The organism is Flavobacterium sp. 38, from assembly GCF_057799715.1.
Map to the genome: position 1 here is coordinate 390,880 of NZ_JBYNWZ010000002.1, position 20,284 is coordinate 411,163.

Below are 20,284 nucleotides of genomic sequence, written 5' to 3' on the forward strand. Positions count from 1 at the left end.
AATAAATGAGAAAATTAGTCTTCGTTTTTATATTTTTTTCCATTGCGGGTTTTGCACAGCAGGATTCGCAGTTTACCCAATACATGTACAATACCATTAACATCAATCCAGCCTACGCGGGTTCGCGCGGAGCATTGAGTATTTTTGGATTATACAGAACGCAATGGGTTGGTCTTGAAGGAGCGCCAGAAACTAGCAGTTTTTCGGTAAACACTCCATTAAGCAATAGTAATCTCGGACTGGGAGTTTCTGTTGTAAATGACAAAATTGGCCCAACCAATGAGAATACTTTCTCGGCCGATTTATCTTATACAGTTCCAATTTCAGCAACTTCTAAACTTTCGTTTGGTATTAAAGGAACTGCAAATCTGTTCAATCTAGATATTAATAAATTAGATGTAAAAGATCAAGGCGATCCGCAGTTACAGGACTTAAACAGCAAATTTACGCCTAATGTGGGAGCAGGAATTTATTGGCATTCAGACAAAGCCTACGTTGGTTTATCGATTCCTAGTTTTATAGAAAGTAATCGATACGATAATGCAGATGTTGCCATTTTCAAAGAAAAAATCAATTATTATTTGATTGCAGGTTATGTGTTTAATTTGGATAAGTACGAATATATCAAATTCAAACCTGCTCTTTTGACGAAAATGGTTGAAGGAGCGCCATTGCAAGTTGATCTTTCTGCCAACTTCCTGTTCTATGATAAATTTACGGTTGGTGCCTCTTACAGATGGAGTGCTTCTTTAAGCGCTATGGTCGGATTTCAAATCACAGACGGACTTTTCGCGGGTTATGCTTATGATCGTGAAACGACAAGATTGAACAATTTTAATTCAGGATCACATGAGATATTCCTTCGATTCGATTTGTTCAATAATTATGACCAAATAACTTCACCAAGATTCTTCTAAACCAATTGAAAGATGAAAATTAAAAATATAGCTGTCGCTGCCTTTCTTTTGCTATTGGCATTAGAAGGAAATGCGCAAGTTCAAAAACAGAACAAAGCAGATAAAGAATATGCTCATTTAGCTTATATCGATGCTATTGACACTTATGAAAAGGTTGCCAATAAAGGATATAAAAATGAGGAAATGTTTCAAAGATTAGGAAATGCCTATTACTTTAATGGCGAATTGGGCAAAGCGGTAAAATGGTATAATGAACTTTTTGAACTGAACAAAGAGCAGGAGCCAGAGTATCTTTATCGTTATGCTCAAACCTTAAAAGCGGTGGGCGAATATGCTAAAGCTGATGAAATTCTAAAAGCTTTTCACAACAAAATAAACAGCGACAAGAGAGGAATTTTATTTGAAAATAATAAAAACTACTTAGAACAGATTAATGTTAATTCTGGAAGATTTGAAATAAAAGAAGCTGGAATCAACTCTACTCAAACCGATTACGGAAGTGCTTTTTTAGATAATAAATTGGTATTTGCTTCTGCAAGAGATACGGGAGGTATTGCCAAAAAGAAATTTAAATGGACTAATAAATCTTTTACCAATTTATATCGTGCAGAATTAGCGCCAGATGGAACGGTTGGAAAACCAGAACGTTTCGAAAAGAAAATCAATTCTAAATTTAACGAATCGACGCCTGTTTTTACAAAAGACGGAAAGACAATGTATTTCACTAGAAACAATTTCTTAGGAGGAAAAAGAAAAAGAGACGATCAAAGAAATACATTGCTTAAATTATATAAAGCAGATTTCGTTAACGGAAAATGGACGAATATAACCGAATTGCCATTCAACAGTGATCAGTATAGCACGGCGCATCCAGCATTAAGCAGCGACGAAAAGAAGCTCTTTTTTGCATCAGATATGCCAGGAACTTTGGGACAGTCTGATTTATACAGCGTGACAATTAATGGTGACAATACTTTTGGTAAACCTGAAAATTTAGGTCCAGCAATCAATACAGAAGGAAGAGAAACTTTTCCGTTTATTTCAGCTGACAACGAATTGTATTTTGCCAGCGACGGAAGACCAGGATTGGGCGGACTGGATGTTTATGTTTCTAAAATGAATTCAGACGGGACTTTTACTGCAGTTCAAAACGTTGGCGCACCTGTAAATGGCAAACAAGACGATTTTGCTTTTATCATTGACAGTAAAACCAGAAACGGATTTTTCTCTTCAAACCGAGAAGGCGGAGTAGGAAATGATGATATTTATAAATTTACTGAAACCCGAAAATTAACTTGCGAACAAACGCTTTCAGGGACAATTGTAGATTCAGAAAATAATGCGCCATTAGACGATGTAAAAGTAGTGTTATTGGATGAAGAATTTAAAACGATAAACGAAGCAACTACAAATGCAGACGGAACTTATAGTTTTAAGGCTGATTGCAATAAGAAATATCACGTTCGAACGATAAAAGAGAATTACGAAACGAAAGAAATTCCTGTTACAACTAAAGAAACTGCAGGAAAAACAGAGGTTGCAGTTCCATTAGAAAAACGAATTAAGCCAATTGATGTGGGAACCGATTTAGCAAAAACGCTAAATATTCCGATTATCTATTTTGATTTGGATAAATCTACTATCACGAAACAAGCCGCTTTCGAATTAGAAAAAATCATTGCCGTAATGCAGCAATATCCAAAAATGAAAATTGATGTTCGTTCGCATACGGATAGCCGACAAACAGCAAAATACAATTTGGACTTATCAAATAGAAGAGCAAAATCGACTATGCAATGGTTAATCAAAAACGGAATTAACAAAAACAGATTAACAGGAAAAGGATATGGGGAAAGCCAATTAGTAAATAAATGTGCTGACAACGTTCCTTGTACAGAAGCAGAACACCAGTTAAACCGTCGAAGTGAATTTATTATCGTTTCGATGGAATAATCAAATAAAAGAGCCTTTTCTACATTTAGAAAAGGCTCTTTTATTGACAATAAAATTAATTTTTATCTTCTTTAAACAAATCAAGTATTGAATTTCATAGAAAAATGGGATTTGTCGAATGCGGTTTTTTTCAAAGCATTGGGGTAATTAGAGAACATGAAATTAGTATGGTATGGATGCAAAAGAAAATTTAGAAGAAAATTTATTAGTGGTTCTATTTAATTGTCAACCTAAAAATAAAAAGCCTGTAAACAAAGAGTTTACAGGCTTTTTTGTGGAGTCGCCGGGAATCGAACCCGGGTCCAAACAAGCAACTAAAGAGCTTTCTACACGTTTATTTCCTGATTAGATTTTCGATGTTGAGCTAGGCCAGAAACAACCACCCAACACTTATCTTCTTAAATTTCGAAATCCACCCGAAGCTCATGGAAATCTAGGTTTATTTTTACGGTTCCCCTGAACGGAACGCCACAAACCAAGGCTTTCCAGGAGAATCCAGCTTCTCTACCTTGTAGAGACGTGGCGCAATCGTACTATGATTCGGATTATGCAGCTAAAGCGTAATTATTTTCGCCGTGTAAAAGTGTGAGATCTTATATTTACGAGCAAGGTCTCAATGCTCGACGTGCTTACTGTTCAATTCGACTTGCTGTCAAAACCAGTCGACCCCAAAAAATAAGTCTGCAAATTTAGAGTATTTGAAATTACTTTCTGCTAAAATTTTCAGAAAAATTAATGTAGTTTTTAAAGTCCTTAGTTCTTATTCCAAAGTTGAAAACGTAAAGTTTTAAAGATCAGTGCTTAAATTGTTTTTGCTTTTTTTTACTCAGTTTATGTAATCTAAAAGAGCAAATAGTGGCAAAAGTTCTAAGACTTTCACTAAGGACTATGGACTTTAATACTAATGACTTAAGAAGACAACAAACTTACTCTTCGTCTTTAAAATTAAAAGGATAATCTCCAAAGACTGGAGCTAATTTACGAACCGCATAAGTGTTTCTGGTCATTTTATTAGACAGTGCAATAATCGTTACGCCTTCTTTCATCAAAGTAATGTAAGATGAGGTATTTCCGTGCCACCAACCGTTATGAAAATAGAAATTCTGTCCTGTTTCCCAGTTAATCATTCTAATTCCAAGACCATAATTCTTAGTTCCTTTACGTTCGTTGCTATAACCCACATAAACCTGTTTTAATAATTCAGGTTTTAAAAATTTAGGAGATTGTCTTGCTCTATCAAATTTTAAAAGATCTCTAGCAGTAGAGAAAATATTTTTGTCTCCGTAAACATTGTCTAAATAATCAAAACCAATTTCAACACCGTTTCCTTTGTATGATGGCACAATTTTTTTTCTGTCTTTATCATCATCAAAAACGTAGGTGTTTTTCATTCCCAAAGGTTTGAAAATCATTTCAGACATAGCTTCTTTATAACTTAGACCAGTAATTTTTTCGATAATAAGCGCTAACATTGCATAATTGGTATTGCAATAACTGAAACGAGTTCCTACTCGAGATTCAAGACCGACATCTTTTGTTGCCAGAATATCCAAAATGTCTTTATTAGTCAATTGGTTATGTCTGTCCCAAACCGATTTATCGCGATCAGTAAAATAAGCGTAGTTGCGCATTCCTGTACGATGATCCAATAACATTCTAATCGTACATTCTTCGTAAGGGAAAGTTTTTAAAATCGTATTGACTTTTTGATCCAATTCTATTTTACCTGCATTTACCAGTTTTAAAACTGCTGTTGCTGTCAAAACTTTACTTACCGAGGCAATTTGTACAGGAGTTTCGGGCGTTATTTTGGTTCCTTCATTTTTATTGGCAAAACCATTATAGCGTTCAAATAAAATCTGTCCATTTTTGGCCACTAAGAAGCTTCCATTCATAGTATTATTAGGCCAGTTTTTATTGTAAAAGTGATTTATTCTGCCGACAACCGAATTTTTATAAGCCTGAGAAACTTTTGGTTCTGCTCCTAACGGCTTCATTCTAGGTAATGTATCTTCGACTTCTGGAGTAGTATCTGTTTGTGTTTTTTTGTTTTGACCGCAAGAACTTAAAACTAGTATAGAAAAAAGTATTTGTGGTATCTTTGTTTTTTTAAGGAAAATCATTTGCATCGTTCTTTAAAAACAAATATATCGAATTCAATTTTGTTGTATTCTTAATTCTGAGGCTTAAAATTGTGTTTTTTAACATAATTTTAAGAATGTAAAATTTTATTGCTTTGTTTTTCAGCTTATAACGGTTTTGAAGCATTCTAAATAGAATTTTTAAAACAAAATTTTAACTAAATTTGTTATATTTGAAACAAATACTGTTTGAAAAGTTATATTTTAAAATATTAAAAAATCAGTTTACATGAAATTTGGAATCATAAAAGAAAGAAAAAACCCGCCGGATAGAAGAGTTGTATTCTCACCAAATGAATTGACAAAATTAAAACAGCTTTATCACGACGCTTCTGTAAAAGTGGAAAGTTCTGATATAAGAATCTTTTCTGATGATGATTATAAAAATATGGGAATCACCGTTGCAGATGATGTATCGGATTGTGATGTTTTGTTTGGCGTAAAAGAAGTTCCTGTAGAAAATCTGATTCCGAATAAATCTTATTTCTTTTTTTCTCATACGATTAAAAAACAGCCTCATAATAGAAAATTACTTCAGGCCGTTTTAGAAAAAAACATTGATTTGTACGATCACGAAACTATTGTAGATGAACACGACCGCCGTTTAATTGGTTTTGGAAAATATGCTGGAATGGTTGGGGTCTATAACGGAATTCGAGCTTTCGGGATTAAATTCGAATTGTTCAAACTTCCTAAAGCAGAAACACTTTCTGGAAAAGAAGAATTGATTAAGCATTTGAAACGCATAACAATGCCAGCCCTAAAATTTGTAGTTACCGGAACTGGAAAGGTTGGGAGCGGAGCAAAAGAAATTCTGGATGCTATAAAAGTGAAGGAAATTACAATAGATAATTATTTGACCAAAAAATACGCTCAGGCAGTTTACGTGCAGTTGGATGTTTTAGAATACAACAAAAGAAAAGACGGACAGGTTTTAGATTTTGTAGATTTTGTGAATCATCCCGAAGAATATGAATCTGATTTTGAAAGATTTACTAAAGTATCTGATATTTATTTCGCAGGGCATTTTCATGCGAATAATGCACCGATGATTTTAACAAAAGAAATGCTGAATGCAAGCGACTGCAAATTGAAAGTAGTAGCCGATATTTCTTGTGATGTTAATGGTCCAATTGCTTGTACAATTCGTTCTTCAACTATTGCAGAACCTTTATATGGTTATTTTCCTTTAGAAGACAAAGAAGTCGATTTTTTTCACCCAGCAGCAGTTGCGGTAATGGCTGTGGATAATCTGCCATGCGAAATTCCGAAAGATGCCAGCGAAGGTTTTGGAGAACAATTTATGGAACATGTTATTCCCGCTTTCTTCAACGGCGACAAAGACGGAATTCTAAAAAGAGCAAAAATCACAGAAAACGGAAAACTAACCCCAAGATTCAGCTATCTTCAGGATTATGTTGATGGTAAATAAGGTGCTAAGCTACTAAGATGCTAAGCTTCTAAGTTTTTTGTCTTAGAAGCTTAGTAGCTCAGCGTCTCAGAAGCTTAGACTAAACCATTTCCTCTGGTTTCACCCAAGCATCAAAATCTTCTGGCGTAACATAACCCAAACGAACGGCCTCTTCTTTAAGCGTAGTTCCGTTTTTGTGAGCAGTTTGAGCGATTTCTGCAGCTTTGTAATATCCAATTTTAGTATTTAAAGCGGTAACAAGCATTAGAGAATTGTCTACTAATTCTTTGATTCTTTTATGATTTGGTTCAATTCCTTGTGCGCAATGTTCGTCAAAAGAAACACAAGCATCGCCTAATAATTGTGCTGACTGTAAAAAGTTGGCAGCCATTACCGGTTTAAAAACATTCAATTCGTAATGTCCTTGCATTCCGCCAACAGCAATTGCCATATCGTTTCCGATTACTTGTGCGCAAACCATTGTTAAAGCTTCGCATTGCGTCGGATTTACTTTTCCGGGCATGATAGAAGAACCTGGCTCGTTTTCAGGAATATGAATTTCGCCAATTCCAGAACGTGGTCCAGAAGCTAGCATTCTAACATCATTAGCAATTTTATTTAAAGAAACAGCCAATTGTTTCAAAGCTCCGTGCGTTTCTACAATCGCATCGTGTGCAGCAAGTGCTTCAAATTTATTCTCTGCCGTTACAAAAGGATGATTCGTAAATTGAGCAATATATTCAGCCACTTTTACATCATAGCCTTTTGGCGTGTTTAATCCCGTTCCGACTGCAGTTCCTCCAAGAGCAATTTCAGATAAATGCGCTAAAGTATTTTTTAAAGCTTTTAATCCGAAGGCTAATTGAGCGGCATATCCAGAAATTTCCTGACCCAAAGTTAAAGGAGTTGCGTCCATTAAGTGTGTGCGGCCGATTTTTACCACGTCTTTGTATTCAGCTGCTTTTTTTGATAATGTAGCATGAAGTTTTTCTACGCCAGGAATTGTAGTTTCTACAACCATTTTGTAAGCCGCGATGTGCATTCCGGTTGGGAAAGTATCGTTTGACGATTGCGATTTGTTTACATCGTCATTGGCTTTGATAAATTGTTCACCTTCGCCAATTTTAAAGCCTTTAAGAACCTGAGCACGATTAGCGATTACCTCGTTAACGTTCATGTTGCTTTGCGTTCCAGAACCTGTCTGCCAGATTACCAACGGAAACTGATCGTCTAGTTTTCCTTCTAGAATTTCGTCGCAAACTGCAGCAATCGCATCTCTTTTTTCGATTGGCAAAACGCCTAAATCGTAATTGGCATACGCAGCAGCTTTTTTTAGATAGGCAAATCCTTCAACAATTTCTTTGGGCATAGACCCTGAGGGGCCGATTTTGAAGTTGTTTCTAGAACGTTCTGTTTGTGCACCCCAATATTTATCGGCTGGGACTTGTACTTCGCCCATGGTGTCTTTTTCTATTCTGTATTCCATTATGTTGTTTGTAAAATGTTATATGTAAAATGTATTATTTAATGAAACGCTGATAACACGGATTTACTTCGTAAAAACGCTGATGAAAACGGATTTTTAATTTGAGAATAAAACTTCTTTTGAATGAATATCTAGCCCCGATAGTAGTGGAAATCCTTTTACTTTTTTCTTTAAAAAGTAAAAGATTGAAACGAATAGCGGGAAATAGCTCCTTAAGATATTCATATTGTTTTGTTAGAGACAGTTGAATATTCATCGGGAAAAAAATCCTTATTTAAAATGAGTATAAATATACGGATAAATGTTATTTAACGAAAATTGATTTAGATTTTATTGCTGAGAAAAAATATAAGCCCTACATTTGTCGTAACATTCAAAAATTCCGGAAAACATGTTTGAATTTTCACAGTACTTAGGTTTTTTACTTTTCTTAACCATACTAACTATAGGGTTTTGGTTAATGTTTTTCTTAGTTGGTTTCGTATCTTACTGGGTTACGGGAGCAAGCTGGGAAATGATTAAAGAAAAAAGAGCCAGAAAAAGACAAGAAGAACAATCTATTTAATTTTAGATTGATGTCATAAAAAAAGAACCCAATGGGTTCTTTTTTTTTATCTGTAAATCTGCGATTTTGGATAAAAAAAAAGAAAAATTCCAAAATTTTAGAAATTCCAAATTCCAAATTTGGCGTATTAAACCCGACAGGTTTTTGAAACCTGTCGGGTTTCGTTATAAATACAAAAAATCCAAATTCCAATTGTTTTGAGTTTAGAACTTTGTCAAAGTTTTAAACTTTGACAAAGTTGGTCAGCGTTTAGAAAACAAGAAATAAAAAATCCCAAATTTCAATTTGATTTGAAATTTGGGATTTTTTATTTAAGTCTAGTATTGGGATTTGGAATTTCAGTATTGGAATTTTAGAAGTTTTATCCCGGAAATTCTCCACCACCTTCACCGCCACCGTCATTATTTTTAGGCATGTTTTTATCTCTTTCTCCTTTTGGTTTGTTGAAACGGTAAGTGAAAGATAAATTAAACTGACGTTTACGGAATTGGAATTCGCTATACGAACTTACATTGTCTAGATAGGTGTAAGATCTCATTTTTCTTGAATTGAAAACGTCGCTAATGTTAAAAGCAATTGTTGCTTTGTCTTTTAAAACGTCTTTACTGAAAGCAGTGTTCATTCCGAATTGGCCTAAGTTTTTACCTTGAGCTGTTTTTTGCTCTCCGTTGTACATTGCAGTTAACTGCCAGTCAATTTTGTATGGAAGTGTAACTTTAGAGTTTACTCTTGCAAACCAAGAATTAGCCTGATTGTCTAAATCTTGAACGATTTCATTTCCTTGCGTATCAGTATAACTGTGGCTTCCAGTCGTTTTTACGTTAAAGAAGTTGAAGTTACTGTTTAATTTCCACCATTTGTATGGCGTGTAATTGAATGTAAATTCGAAACCAAATTTTTGCTCTTTTCCTAAATTGATAGGAGAACTTTTAATTACAGGAATTCCGTTCACTTCGTCTCCTGTAGGAGATCGTACAAAGCTGAAAACATCTTTTGTGTCTTCAAAATAAGCTGATGTATTAAAAGTTACTTTATCCCATCTTTTGATATAACCAATGTCATATTTGTCTGTCAAAGAAGGATCTAAATCTGGATTTCCTTGAAAGATATTAATGTTACTTGCGTAGTTTACAGCAGGATTCATAAAACGTCCTCTTGGTCGAGATAAACGTTTGCTGTAGCTTGCCGAGAAATTGCTCTGGTCTGAGATTTCGTAACTAATAAAAGCACTTGGAAATAAGTTGTTGTATTTTTTAGTATTGAAATCGCTGTTATCTAATAGATTAACTTGAATGTTTGTGTCTTCCCATCTTAATCCAAATAAATAAGAGAATTTATTTTTCTTGAAGCCATATTGCGTGTAAAGCGCGTTGATGTTTTCTTTATACTCTAAAGTATTAGATAAATTAGGATTTACGGTTCCAGCGTCGTCAGTTACATTATAAACATTGTTTAAGTCTCCAAAACTTCCTTTGTATCCCGCTTCAAATTGGCTTCCTTCTCCTAAAGGTAATACATAATCTGCTTGAAAAAGAACTTGTTTTTGAATTTGATCATTTAACGTTGTGTCAAATCTTGGTGAATCTTCAATTCTGCTATTGCTGTCGTCTGTATTTCTTGAAATAGAAAAGTCAGCAGTAAGTTTGTGCCCTTTGTCGTTGAAATTTTTAATTAAGTTTGAAGTAAACTCAACATTTTCGCTGCCCGTGTCTGCATTGTTTAAACGGTAGGTTGTTCCTGTATAATTACCACTCGCATCATAATTATAATAATTGATCAAGTCTCGGTCGTCACCATTATTTTTTTGGTAATTGATGGCGTTTGTCCAGAAAGTTGTTGGAGTAAGAGTCCATTCAACACCGGCTCTTCCGTTAAATCCGTTTCTAACACGTTTGGTATCACGAGTTTCGTCTAAGAAGCTTGTTGTGTTTCCGTTAGTATCAAAATACTCAGAATTTGTTTTACCAGCTCCTTCGTTTGTTCTATAGTTGTATCCAGCTGTTGTGAAGTAATTTAATTTCTCTGTTTTATAATTTAAATTACCACTTAAGCCATACGTTTCAGGCAAACCTGTCGAAGCGATTAAAGTTCCGTTAAAACCTTGGTTTTTACCTTTTTTAAGAACAATATTGATGATTCCAGATCCTCCTTCCGCATCATAGCGTGCAGATGGATTGGTAATAACTTCTACTTTGTCAATTGCATCAGCAGGAAGTTGTCTCAACGCTTCGGCTACATTAATCGCTTGCGAAGGTCTTCCGTCAATTAAAATACGAATATTATCGCTTCCTCTTAAACTTACATTTCCTTCAGTATCTACAGAAACAGATGGCACGTTATCTAAAACATCGCTCACGCTTCCGCCTTTTACAATCATGTCCTGACCAACGTTGTAGACTTTTTTGTCCAGTTTGATCTCAACAGTCGATTTTTCGGCACGAACTACAACTTCGTTTAATTGCGCCGCATCTTCAGATAAATTTACAACACCTAAATTGGTATCGTCTTGAATGCTTTTTCCTTTTATTTCAGTTGATTTAAACGAAATAAATTCGACTTTTATATCGTAAGTTCCAGGTGTAACAGCAACTTCGAATTCTCCTTTTGGGTTTGTAATACCTCCAGCAACCACTTTTGTGTCATTTGGGGCAGTAATCGAAATAGTAGCATATTCTAAAGGTTGTTTGCTTATTTTCTCGAAAACTTTTCCAGTGACTTTTACTTTGTTTTTGCCGCCTGGGCTTCCTTGTTGAGAGTAATTGTAAAAACTTGTCAACAAGAATACAAGCAATACAGCAAATTTGATTTTTTTCATTTTCTGGTTTTTCTTTCTTTAGACGGCAAATGTAGTTTTTGGTTTAAAGAGAGAAATCACAAAAAAATGTTAATAGGATATTTTAGAATCAATCTAAAAAAGAAGCAACCAAATCTGGATCTCTTCCAATTACAGCTTTTCCGTCTTTTACAACAATCGGGCGTTCGATTAAGATCGGATTTTCAACCATTGCGTTAATGATCTCATCATCACTCAAAGTTTTGCCTTTAAAATTTTCGATCCAGATTTTTTCTTTGGTTCTGATAAGCTGAATTGGTTCAAGATTTAACTGGCCTAATAATGTTTTCAGCTGTTCAAAAGATGGTGTTTCGGTCAAGTAAGGTATAATTTCAAAATCTTGTTTCGATTCTTCAATAAAAGCAAGACAATTTCTCGATTTTCCGCATCTCGGATTATGGTAAATTTGTATCATTTTGTTATATTTAGGTGTTTCAAATTTTTGTAAGATAAAAAGGGGTATTTTCGCATACCAAAAGTAAGATTAACTTATCGAATTTGAATTCTCATTTTTTAAAATTTTAAATTTATGTTTTTAGAACAAGGAATTAAACCTGAAAATAAATTTTGGAAATATCTTTTAGGATCTGTCTTTATTATTTCAGCGTCTTTTGTCGGGCAAATTCCAATTACTGCAGCTGTATTTTATAAAACATATATGGAACATGTCGCTTTTCCAACTACGAATGAAGGCATTATGAAAATGTTTGAATCGAATACGACTCTTTTTCTAGTAATGATTTCCTTTATTTTTGCTTTTGCCGGAATTTATTTTGTTGTAAAATTTATTCATCATCAAACATTATTGTCAATTACCACTTCTAGACCTAAAGTGGATTGGAAACGAATTTGGTTTTCGTTCTTTCTATGGGCCTTTTTTTCAGTGCTTAGCTTTTTATTTGTGTATTTAAGAGCTTCAGAGCAATTTGTATTGCAGTTCAAATTGATTCCGTTTTTAATATTAGCTGTTTTAGGATGTGTTTTAATTCCGATTCAAACGAGTACAGAAGAATATATCTTTAGAGGCTATCTTATGCAGGGATTTGCCAATTTGGCTCGAAACAGATGGTTTCCGTTGCTAATGACTTCTCTTATATTTGGTTCGATGCATTGGACCAATCCTGAAGTTGCCAAAATGGGAAATATTATCATGATTTATTATATAGGAACCGGACTGTTTTTAGGTGTAATTACCTTGATGGATGAAGGAATGGAACTGGCACTTGGATTTCATGCTGCAAACAATCTTGTCGGAGCACTATTGGTTACCTCAGATTGGACTGTTTTTCAGACCAATTCTATATTTAAAGATCTTTCAGAGCCTTCGGCAGGAATAGATGTAATTCTGCCTGTTGTTGTTATTTATCCTATTCTGCTTTTTATTTTCAGTAAAAAATATGGCTGGACAAATTGGAAAGAGAAACTAGCGGGAAATATTACTAATGTCGAATTAAAAGCTTAAGAATATGCTAAACTTAACTCAAAATAAAGTGCACAATTATTTTAAATTAAATGGTTATCATTTAAATGCAAAAGATGTGTGTCAAGTTGCTTACAGTTATGTAAAAGAAGGAGATGCTTATGAAAGAGCAATCGGGGAATTCTTTTTGGATTGGTTTGATAAAAAAGATTATATCGAAATGACTACTTCTGGAACAACAGGGCTTCCAAAATTAGTCAGATTGAAAAAACAAGCCATGATACAGTCGGCACTGGCAACGGGTGACTTTTTTGGTTTAAAGCCAGGAGACAAAGCTTTATTGTGTCTTCCGACGCAGTTTATTGCTGGAAAAATGATGCTCGTAAGGAGTTTAATTTTAGGATTGGAATTGGATGTTGTTTCGCCAAGTTTAAATCCGTTGGAATTAAATAAAACGACCTATGATTTTGTGGCAATGGTGCCGCTTCAAGTTCAAAATTCAATTGAAAAACTTTCTAAAGTGCGTAAGTTGATTATTGGAGGCGCTAAATTAGATTCGGCTCTTGAAGAAAAATTATTACCGCTTAAAACAGAAATCTACGAAACGTACGGAATGACCGAAACTATTACGCATATTGCGGCGAAACGTTTGGGTGATTCGGTTTTCTCTATTCTTCCGAACGTGAAAATAAGTCAAGATGATCGTCAATGCTTGGTTATTCATGTTGCTACAATTTCAGACGAACCAATTGTGACCAATGATTTGGTCGAATTGCTAAATGAGCAGCAGTTTAAGTTTTTAGGACGAATTGATAACGTAATCAATAGTGGAGGAGTGAAGCTGATTCCAGAACAAATTGAAGCTAAACTAATCGGGAAAATTGCAAACAGATTTTTTGTAACCGGACTTCCAGATACCACTTTAGGAGAAAAATTGGTTTTGGTTATCGAAGGAGAAAAACAAGAATTCGAACCTGATTTCTTTGATGTTTTAGGGAAGTATGAAAAACCAAAAGAAATTGTTTTTGTCTCAAAATTCAAAGAAAATGAGAATGGCAAACTACTGAGAAAAGCGACTGTTGCTATTTAAAATTCCAAATTAGAAATTCCAAATTCCAATGCTCCGCGTTTAAAACTTTGACAAAGTTGAGCTGTAAGGAAATTTCAATATTAAAATTCTAAAGCTAAAGTTTTAGCAATTTTGTCATTTCGACGTAAGGAGAAATCTTCGCGAGAAGCTCGACAAAGATTGGCTTATTGGAGCGGAGCTACTTACGAAGATTTCTCCTTACGTCGAAATGACAAAACAATGCATAAAAAATCCCAAATTTCAATAACTAGGTTGAAATTTGGGATTTTAATATTAAGTAATTCCAAGAAGATTGGAATTTGGAATTTCAAATATTGGAATTTGAAGTTTTATTTCTTACGTTCCATTAGCGCCATATAAAACCCATCAAAGCCAGATTCTGAAGCGAGCATTTTACGATCTTCAATAAAAGTAAACTGCTGTCCGATTTCTGTCTTAAGGAATTTCTCTACCTGCTCTTGGTTTTCTGATGGCAAAACAGAGCAAGTTGCATACACTAATTTTCCGCCTGGTTTTACAATTTTAGAATAGCTTTCTAAAACTTCACTCTGAACTTTACGAATGTTATCGATAAATTCAGGTTGTAATTTCCATTTAGAATCTGGATTTCTTTTTAAAACACCTAATCCGCTGCAAGGCGCATCGATTAGAACACGGTCTGCTTTTTCGTGCAGTTTTTTAATCACTTTTGTGCTGTCGATAATGCGGTATTCGATATTAAAAGCGCCATTCCTTTTAGCTCTTAATTTTAATTGCTTCAATTTACTTTCGTACAAATCCATTGCAATTAACTGCCCTTTGTTTTCCATCAAAGAAGCCATGTGCAATGTTTTTCCTCCTGCACCTGCACAAGTATCTACTACGCGCATTCCTGGTTTTACATCAAGAAAACCTGCAACTAATTGTGAATTGGCATCTTGAACTTCAAACAAACCTTGTTTAAAAGCGTCAGTTAAAAATACATTGGCTCTTTCTTTTAAAACAAGAGCTTCTGGCTGGTCTTTTAAATATTCTGTTTCAATATTTAAATCCATTAATGTATTTCTAAGGCTTTCTTTGGTTCCTTTTAAAGTATTCGTTCTCAAAATAACTTTTGCAGGCTGATTTTGAGCCGCAATTTCTTTAGACCAAACTTGTTCGCCTAATTCTTTAACACCTAACTCATCCATCCAATCTGGAATAGATTCTTTTAAAGCTCTATTTTTAGATAATTCGTCAAAACGTCCTTTTATTTTTCTTTCAGGAGTTCCTTCTAATTGTCTCCAATCTGGAATTGGATAACCGCGTAAAACTGCCCAAACAGCAAACATTCTCCACAAATTATCTCTATCGTAAGGTTCTTTAACTTCTGCAATTTCAGCGTACAAGCGTTTCCAACGAACAATTTCGTATATCGTTTCAGCAACAAACTTCCTGTCTGAGCTTCCCCAGCGTTTGTCTTTTTTTAATGCTCTAGCTACCACTTTATCTGCATATTCTCCTTCGTTAAAAATAGCATTTAACGAATCTATGGTAGTATAAACTAAATTTCTGTGTAATCTCATTTTCTTTATTTGAATTGCAAAGGTACTATTAATTGATTGAAAGTTAAATTTTTAATATCGAATCTTATTCTGACTCTCATTAAAAGAAAAAAAACACTCTAATTAAGAGTGTTTTTTATGAATATATCTAGAGGTTTATTCTTTAGGAATGATTCTCGTTAATCCAATATTTTCTGGAGCATGAAGCACCATTGGGAATTTCTCTACTTTAACAGAACTGCTGTCTAGACCAAAAGCTCTTTCTTCAGACAAACTCAGTTTCTTAATAAAGAAATAAGAATTCATAATAATATTTTCATGCCATCTTAAATCATTGTCGTTTGATAAGAATTTCTCAGACAATACAAATTTGAAGTCGCCAATAATATTGTTTTTATTTAAAGATTCGTAACGGCTGGTAATATCTACCTCGCCACGTTTTACCATGTCTTTGATAACTTCTCTAAACATTAAATTGATTTTAGTCGGTTCTCTAAAACCTAAGTTAAAGTCAATTCTGTAGATGTCGTCTTTAGCAATTTCCGTTACTTTATATTGTGTTTTATAAGGTTCAGTCAAAATATTAACGTGAACAAACCAGTAAATATCAGCTCTTTTAGGGCGTTTTTGAAGGATAGAGTAGATTACTTTTTCTTCCAATTCGTCAACACGATTTGCATTAGTCATATAAACTAAGTGCGTAGCATATTTCGGAATAGATAAATCTTGGCTTAATTCTACCAATACTTGTTTGTAATCATCAATTTTAACCACTTTAGTGTAGTTCTTGTTGATTTTCTTAGCCAGATACCAGATTGTCATTACAGAAATCAATAAACTCGCAATGATTAAAGTTACATAACCACCTTCTGCAAATTTGGTGATATTAGCGAAAAGGAAACTAAACTCAATCAATAAATAAATCGTGATCAGCGGTACCATGAAGTACAGTTTTACACGTTTCATGATTAAGTAATAGTTTAGCAAAATGGTTGTCATAATCATACACAAAATAATGGCAAGACCATACGCATGCTCCATATTTCCTGATTTCTCGAAATGTAAAACGATTCCAACACAACCAAAAAACAACAACCAGTTGATCGACGGAATGTACAATTGACCTTTTACTTCTGTTGGATATTTGATTTTTACTTTTGGCCAGAAATTCAGACGCATTGCTTCGTTAATCAAAGTAAACGAACCAGAAATAAGTGCTTGAGACGCAATTACAGCCGCAAGAGTTGCAACTACGATTCCGAATGGTAAAAACCAGTGTGGCATAATTAAGTAAAACGGATTACCGTTTTCTCCGCCTAATTGCTGTAATGTGCTTCCTTCGTGGTGAATTAAATAAGCCGCCTGACCGAAGTAATTTAAAACCAATGTAGTTTTTACAAACATCCAGCTGATTCTGATATTTTTTCTTCCACAGTGTCCCATGTCCGAATATAAAGCTTCAGCTCCAGTTGTACATAAGAATACAAAACCAAGAACGAAGAAACCATCAGGATGTATAGATAATAAATGATAAGCGTAGTACGGATTAATTGCTTTAATTACTTCAGGATAATTAACCACTTGAATGGCTCCTAAAGTTCCTAACATAGCAAACCAGATTAACATCATTGGCGCAAAGAATTTACCAACCAATTTAGTTCCGAACTGCTGAATTGTGAATAATATAAATAAAATGGTAATTACGATATAGACAATAGTCTGCGTCTGCATAGTCGGATAGAATGCCCTAATTCCTTCAACTGCAGATGAAATAGAAATTGGTGGCGTAATAATTCCGTCGGCAAGCAGGGCGCTTCCCCCAATAATAGCGGGTACTATGAGCCATTGAATTTTTGTTTTCTTGACCAAAGCATATAAGGCAAAAATTCCACCTTCACCGTGGTTGTCTGCACTTAAAGTAATAAGTACATATTTAATTGTAGTTTGTAATGTCAGCGTCCAAAACACACAAGAAATACCTCCTAAAACAATATCAGCATTTATCGTGTGATCGCCTAATATAGCCTTCATTACGTACAATGGAGAAGTACCAATATCTCCATAAATAATCCCTAAAGTAATCAATAAACCCCCAATAGACAACTTACTATGTAAGTTTTTATGCGATGCGCTCATGTATAGTTTTATAAAAAGACGGTTGCAAATTTACTGTTTTAAAACAAATTAGCAGCAATTATAATTAAAAAGATAAAAAAAAGCACAATCGTAAAAATTGTGCTTTCCTTTTTGAATATTATTTATTTCTAAAATTAACCTCTTCTACCGCCACCTCTAGAACTTGAACTGTTTTCTCTCTGGCTTTGTCCGCCTCTAGATTCTTGACTTGCTCTAGATGTTTCCTGACTCATTCTCGGAGATTCTGAACGTTGGCTTTGCTGTGGTCTAGCAGAATAATCTCTGTTTGAACTGCTAGATTGGTTTCCAGAATAACTTCCTGAACTTCTTTCGGCTCTTGGAGCAGACATTTCACGATTAGAACTGCTTCTAGATGTGTTAGAAGAATTACCATTTCCGTAATCTGCTCTTGGAGTAGTTTGTACTCTAGTAGTGTTTTCTGCTCTTTGAGTGTTAGTAGTTCTAGGAGAATAATCACGATTTGTGCTTCTACCAGTATTTACACTTTCAGTGCTTCTGCCTGTAGAGTTGTAGCCTCTATTAGTATTTCCGTTTGAAGTACTGCTTCTGTCTACAGAAGTTCTGTTTGTTGCGGTTCTATTTTCAGCATACGTTCTATTTGAAGTTCTATTATCAGTTGAAGTTGTTCTTCCTGTGTAATTTCTGTTCGTGTTATACGTGTTTCTATTCGTTTCTCTGCTTGCCACACGTCTCTGATCTAATTCGTAACGGTTTGAAGTGTTAGCATGTCTTTCAGCAAAACTATAGTTCGGGCGCATTCTTTCGTAACCATAAGTACGTCTTGTTTCATAAATTGCAGGAGCTCTGTAACTTCTTCTCACATTAACATAGTTATAATGGTTGTTTACATTAATATAAACATTTACATTGTTTCTATATCTGTAAATAGGATATGGCGCCCATGCATTGTAATAGGTTGGGTAATAACCCCAATACCAAGTTGAGTAATAAGGTCTGTAATTGGTAACCCAGAACGAAGTATAGATAACAGGAACTACACTATAAACTGGCTCATAAATATAATTTGCCCCGTAAAGATAGGTGTTACCTACAACCTGAACACTTACTTTGTTGTAATTGTCTCGCTCGACATCAATCGTAGCAATGTCTTGATAAACATCACGATCTAAAACCGCTTGGATAATAATAACGTGAGTTCTGTTTTCAACACTTTCGATTACACGTAAGTAGTCTACTTCATCATCACCATTAAGGTCAAGGTTAGAAATTTGATATTTAGGATCATTTAAACGTCTTTCAAAATCTTGAAGATTAGCTGATTCTCCAAACATCGAAGCAACAGCTCTTAAATCTAAGTTATCGCTTATATCTGAGTTTTTTGCGTAAACAGTAGTTTGACCTTGCGCTGCGCAAGAACCAAAAACTAAGGCTGATATTGCTATTAAAAGTAAATTCGCTTTCATGGCTAATTTGTATTAAATTATTTTGTATTGTGAGATATCCAATTACTGTGCCATAAAATTAAATTGCTAAAAACAGATGTTTAAATGGTTGATTATTAATGTTTTGAATTTTTGTTAAAATAGATTTTGGTTTTCTGGGTATAAAGGATTGAAAATGAAACAGTAAATTATTCTTGTAGAAAAAAATCGAAAATTAATTCTCCATGTGGGAATTAATTGTATTTTAGCAATACCCTAAATTTTATTTATATGAGAAAAGTATCGCTGTTTTTTTGCATGTTTGTTTTGTTTGTATCCTTTAAAACATTCACAAATAAGAATAAAGCAAATTATGAAAATGGTTTTATAGCAATTCAAGTTGATACTTTATTTCAGGATAAAATTAGCATTCGTGCCATCGTAATAGACAAAAATAAAGTTTGGTACGGCGGAGACAATTCTCGTTTTGGATGTTTTGATTTAGACAAAAAACAGAAATTCGAAGAACATATTTACAAAGACACTTTAAAATTAGAATTTAGAAGTATTGCTCAAAATTCAAAAAACATTTTTCTATTAAGTGTTGGAAATCCCGCCTTATTGTATCAGGTTTCTAAGAAAACCAATAAAGTGAAATTAGTTTACAAAGAAGTAAATCCGAAGGTGTTTTATGATAGCATGCAGTTTTGGAATGATAAAGAAGGCATTGCTATTGGGGATCCGACAGAAGATACTTTCTCAGTTATCATAACAAGAGACGGCGGAGAAACGTGGACAAAAGTGCTATCTCATAAACTTCCAACAAATGCGCAAGGCGAAGCAGCTTTTGCGGCAAGCAATTCAAACATCGTAATTAAAGGAAATGATACTTGGCTAGTTTCTGGAGGAAAAAGATCTCGCGTTTTTTATTCTGGAGATAAAGGCAAAACATGGAAAGCTGTAGAAACTCCAATTGTACAAGGAGAGGCAATGACGGGTATTTTTACGGCAGATTTCTACGATTCTAAACACGGTTTTGCTGCAGGCGGTAATTATGAATTGCCAATGGAAAAAAAGGATAATAAAATTTTTACCAAAGACGGCGGAAAAACTTGGGAACTGATTGGGCAGAATCAAGGTTTTGGATACGCTTCTTGTGTGCAATATGTGCCAGGTGGCGGTGCAAAAGAATTGGTTTGTGTGGGATCGGGCGGACTTCAGTATTCGCAGAATGGAGGAGAAACGTGGACGATGCTGTCAAAAGACACCAAACTTTTTACTATTCGTTTTATCAATAGAAATACGGCAATTGCGGCTGGACATAATAAGCTGGTTCGTATTCACTTTAAATGAAAAAAATAAGAACCCTAAATAATAAAGTAAGTATTATTATATAGGGTTCTTAT

14 protein-coding genes and 1 other RNA gene are annotated in these 20,284 nt (G+C 34.4%); 7 read left to right on the forward strand and 8 right to left on the reverse strand.

Going from position 1 to position 20,284, the window contains the following annotated elements; translation table 11 throughout:
- The first annotated feature begins 5 nt into the window (after positions 1–5).
- On the forward strand, positions 6–917 hold the full coding sequence (locus AC3E9W_RS06800; protein ID WP_488767691.1) for a PorP/SprF family type IX secretion system membrane protein: 912 nt from the start codon (positions 6–8) through the stop codon (positions 915–917).
- Positions 918–929: 12 nt separating this feature from the next.
- Entirely contained in the window at positions 930–2,870 is a 1,941-nt protein-coding gene (locus AC3E9W_RS06805; protein ID WP_488767692.1) for an OmpA family protein, read from the forward strand.
- 272 nt (positions 2,871–3,142) lie between these two features.
- On the opposite strand, the gene ssrA is transcribed toward AC3E9W_RS06805, so the two are convergent.
- Positions 3,143–3,540, reverse strand: a transfer-messenger RNA (tmRNA) gene (gene ssrA / locus AC3E9W_RS06810).
- 256 nt (positions 3,541–3,796) lie between these two features.
- Positions 3,797–4,999 carry a serine hydrolase domain-containing protein gene (locus tag AC3E9W_RS06815; RefSeq protein WP_306160302.1) on the reverse strand — a complete coding sequence of 401 codons (1,203 nt, stop codon included), beginning with the start codon at positions 4,997–4,999 and terminating at the stop codon, positions 3,797–3,799.
- Positions 5,000–5,240: 241 nt separating this feature from the next.
- On the opposite strand from AC3E9W_RS06815, the gene AC3E9W_RS06820 reads away from it, so the two are divergent.
- Entirely contained in the window at positions 5,241–6,443 is a 1,203-nt protein-coding gene (locus AC3E9W_RS06820) for an NAD(P)-dependent oxidoreductase (protein ID WP_488767694.1), read from the forward strand.
- Between the two features lie 79 nt (positions 6,444–6,522).
- Here the strand turns inward: AC3E9W_RS06820 and fumC are convergent, their stop codons facing one another.
- Positions 6,523–7,908 (reverse strand): class II fumarate hydratase, encoded by a 1,386-nt coding sequence (gene fumC / locus AC3E9W_RS06825; RefSeq protein WP_488767696.1) that lies wholly within the window; start codon positions 7,906–7,908, stop codon positions 6,523–6,525.
- 391 nt (positions 7,909–8,299) lie between these two features.
- On the opposite strand from fumC, the gene AC3E9W_RS06830 reads away from it, so the two are divergent.
- Positions 8,300–8,473 (forward strand): hypothetical protein, encoded by a 174-nt coding sequence (locus tag AC3E9W_RS06830; RefSeq protein ID WP_111288649.1) that lies wholly within the window; start codon positions 8,300–8,302, stop codon positions 8,471–8,473.
- A 361-nt stretch (positions 8,474–8,834) separates the two neighbouring features.
- Here AC3E9W_RS06830 and AC3E9W_RS06835 read toward each other — a convergent pair whose 3' ends face one another.
- Together AC3E9W_RS06835 and arsC are read right to left on the reverse strand one after the other, a co-directional pair.
- Positions 8,835–11,288 carry a TonB-dependent receptor gene (locus AC3E9W_RS06835; protein ID WP_488767697.1) on the reverse strand — a complete coding sequence of 818 codons (2,454 nt, stop codon included), beginning with the start codon at positions 11,286–11,288 and terminating at the stop codon, positions 8,835–8,837.
- 88 nt (positions 11,289–11,376) lie between these two features.
- Positions 11,377–11,721, reverse strand: coding sequence for an arsenate reductase (glutaredoxin) (gene arsC / locus AC3E9W_RS06840; RefSeq protein WP_488767698.1), 345 nt, complete (start codon positions 11,719–11,721; stop codon positions 11,377–11,379).
- Between the two features lie 114 nt (positions 11,722–11,835).
- On the opposite strand from arsC, the gene AC3E9W_RS06845 reads away from it, so the two are divergent.
- Together AC3E9W_RS06845 and AC3E9W_RS06850 are read left to right on the forward strand one after the other, a co-directional pair.
- Positions 11,836–12,768 (forward strand): CPBP family intramembrane glutamic endopeptidase, encoded by a 933-nt coding sequence (locus AC3E9W_RS06845; RefSeq protein ID WP_488767700.1) that lies wholly within the window; start codon positions 11,836–11,838, stop codon positions 12,766–12,768.
- A 4-nt stretch (positions 12,769–12,772) separates the two neighbouring features.
- The gene (locus AC3E9W_RS06850; protein ID WP_488767701.1) at positions 12,773–13,816 is read left to right on the forward strand and encodes an AMP-binding protein; all 1,044 of its coding nucleotides are present in this window, start codon (positions 12,773–12,775) and stop codon (positions 13,814–13,816) included.
- Positions 13,817–14,145: 329 nt separating this feature from the next.
- Here AC3E9W_RS06850 and AC3E9W_RS06855 read toward each other — a convergent pair whose 3' ends face one another.
- The 3 genes from AC3E9W_RS06855 to AC3E9W_RS06865 all read right to left on the reverse strand — a co-directional run bounded on the left by AC3E9W_RS06855 (position 14,146) and on the right by AC3E9W_RS06865 (position 18,920).
- On the reverse strand, positions 14,146–15,360 hold the full coding sequence (locus AC3E9W_RS06855) for an RsmB/NOP family class I SAM-dependent RNA methyltransferase (protein ID WP_306160286.1): 1,215 nt from the start codon (positions 15,358–15,360) through the stop codon (positions 14,146–14,148).
- Positions 15,361–15,495: 135 nt separating this feature from the next.
- Positions 15,496–17,475 carry a KUP/HAK/KT family potassium transporter gene (locus tag AC3E9W_RS06860; RefSeq protein ID WP_456896177.1) on the reverse strand — a complete coding sequence of 660 codons (1,980 nt, stop codon included), beginning with the start codon at positions 17,473–17,475 and terminating at the stop codon, positions 15,496–15,498.
- A 134-nt stretch (positions 17,476–17,609) separates the two neighbouring features.
- Positions 17,610–18,920 carry a hypothetical protein gene (locus AC3E9W_RS06865; RefSeq protein ID WP_488767703.1) on the reverse strand — a complete coding sequence of 437 codons (1,311 nt, stop codon included), beginning with the start codon at positions 18,918–18,920 and terminating at the stop codon, positions 17,610–17,612.
- 249 nt (positions 18,921–19,169) lie between these two features.
- Here AC3E9W_RS06865 and AC3E9W_RS06870 point away from each other — a divergent pair, with 249 nt between their 5' ends.
- On the forward strand, positions 19,170–20,231 hold the full coding sequence (locus AC3E9W_RS06870) for a WD40/YVTN/BNR-like repeat-containing protein (RefSeq protein WP_306160280.1): 1,062 nt from the start codon (positions 19,170–19,172) through the stop codon (positions 20,229–20,231).
- Positions 20,232–20,284 lie beyond the last annotated feature (53 nt).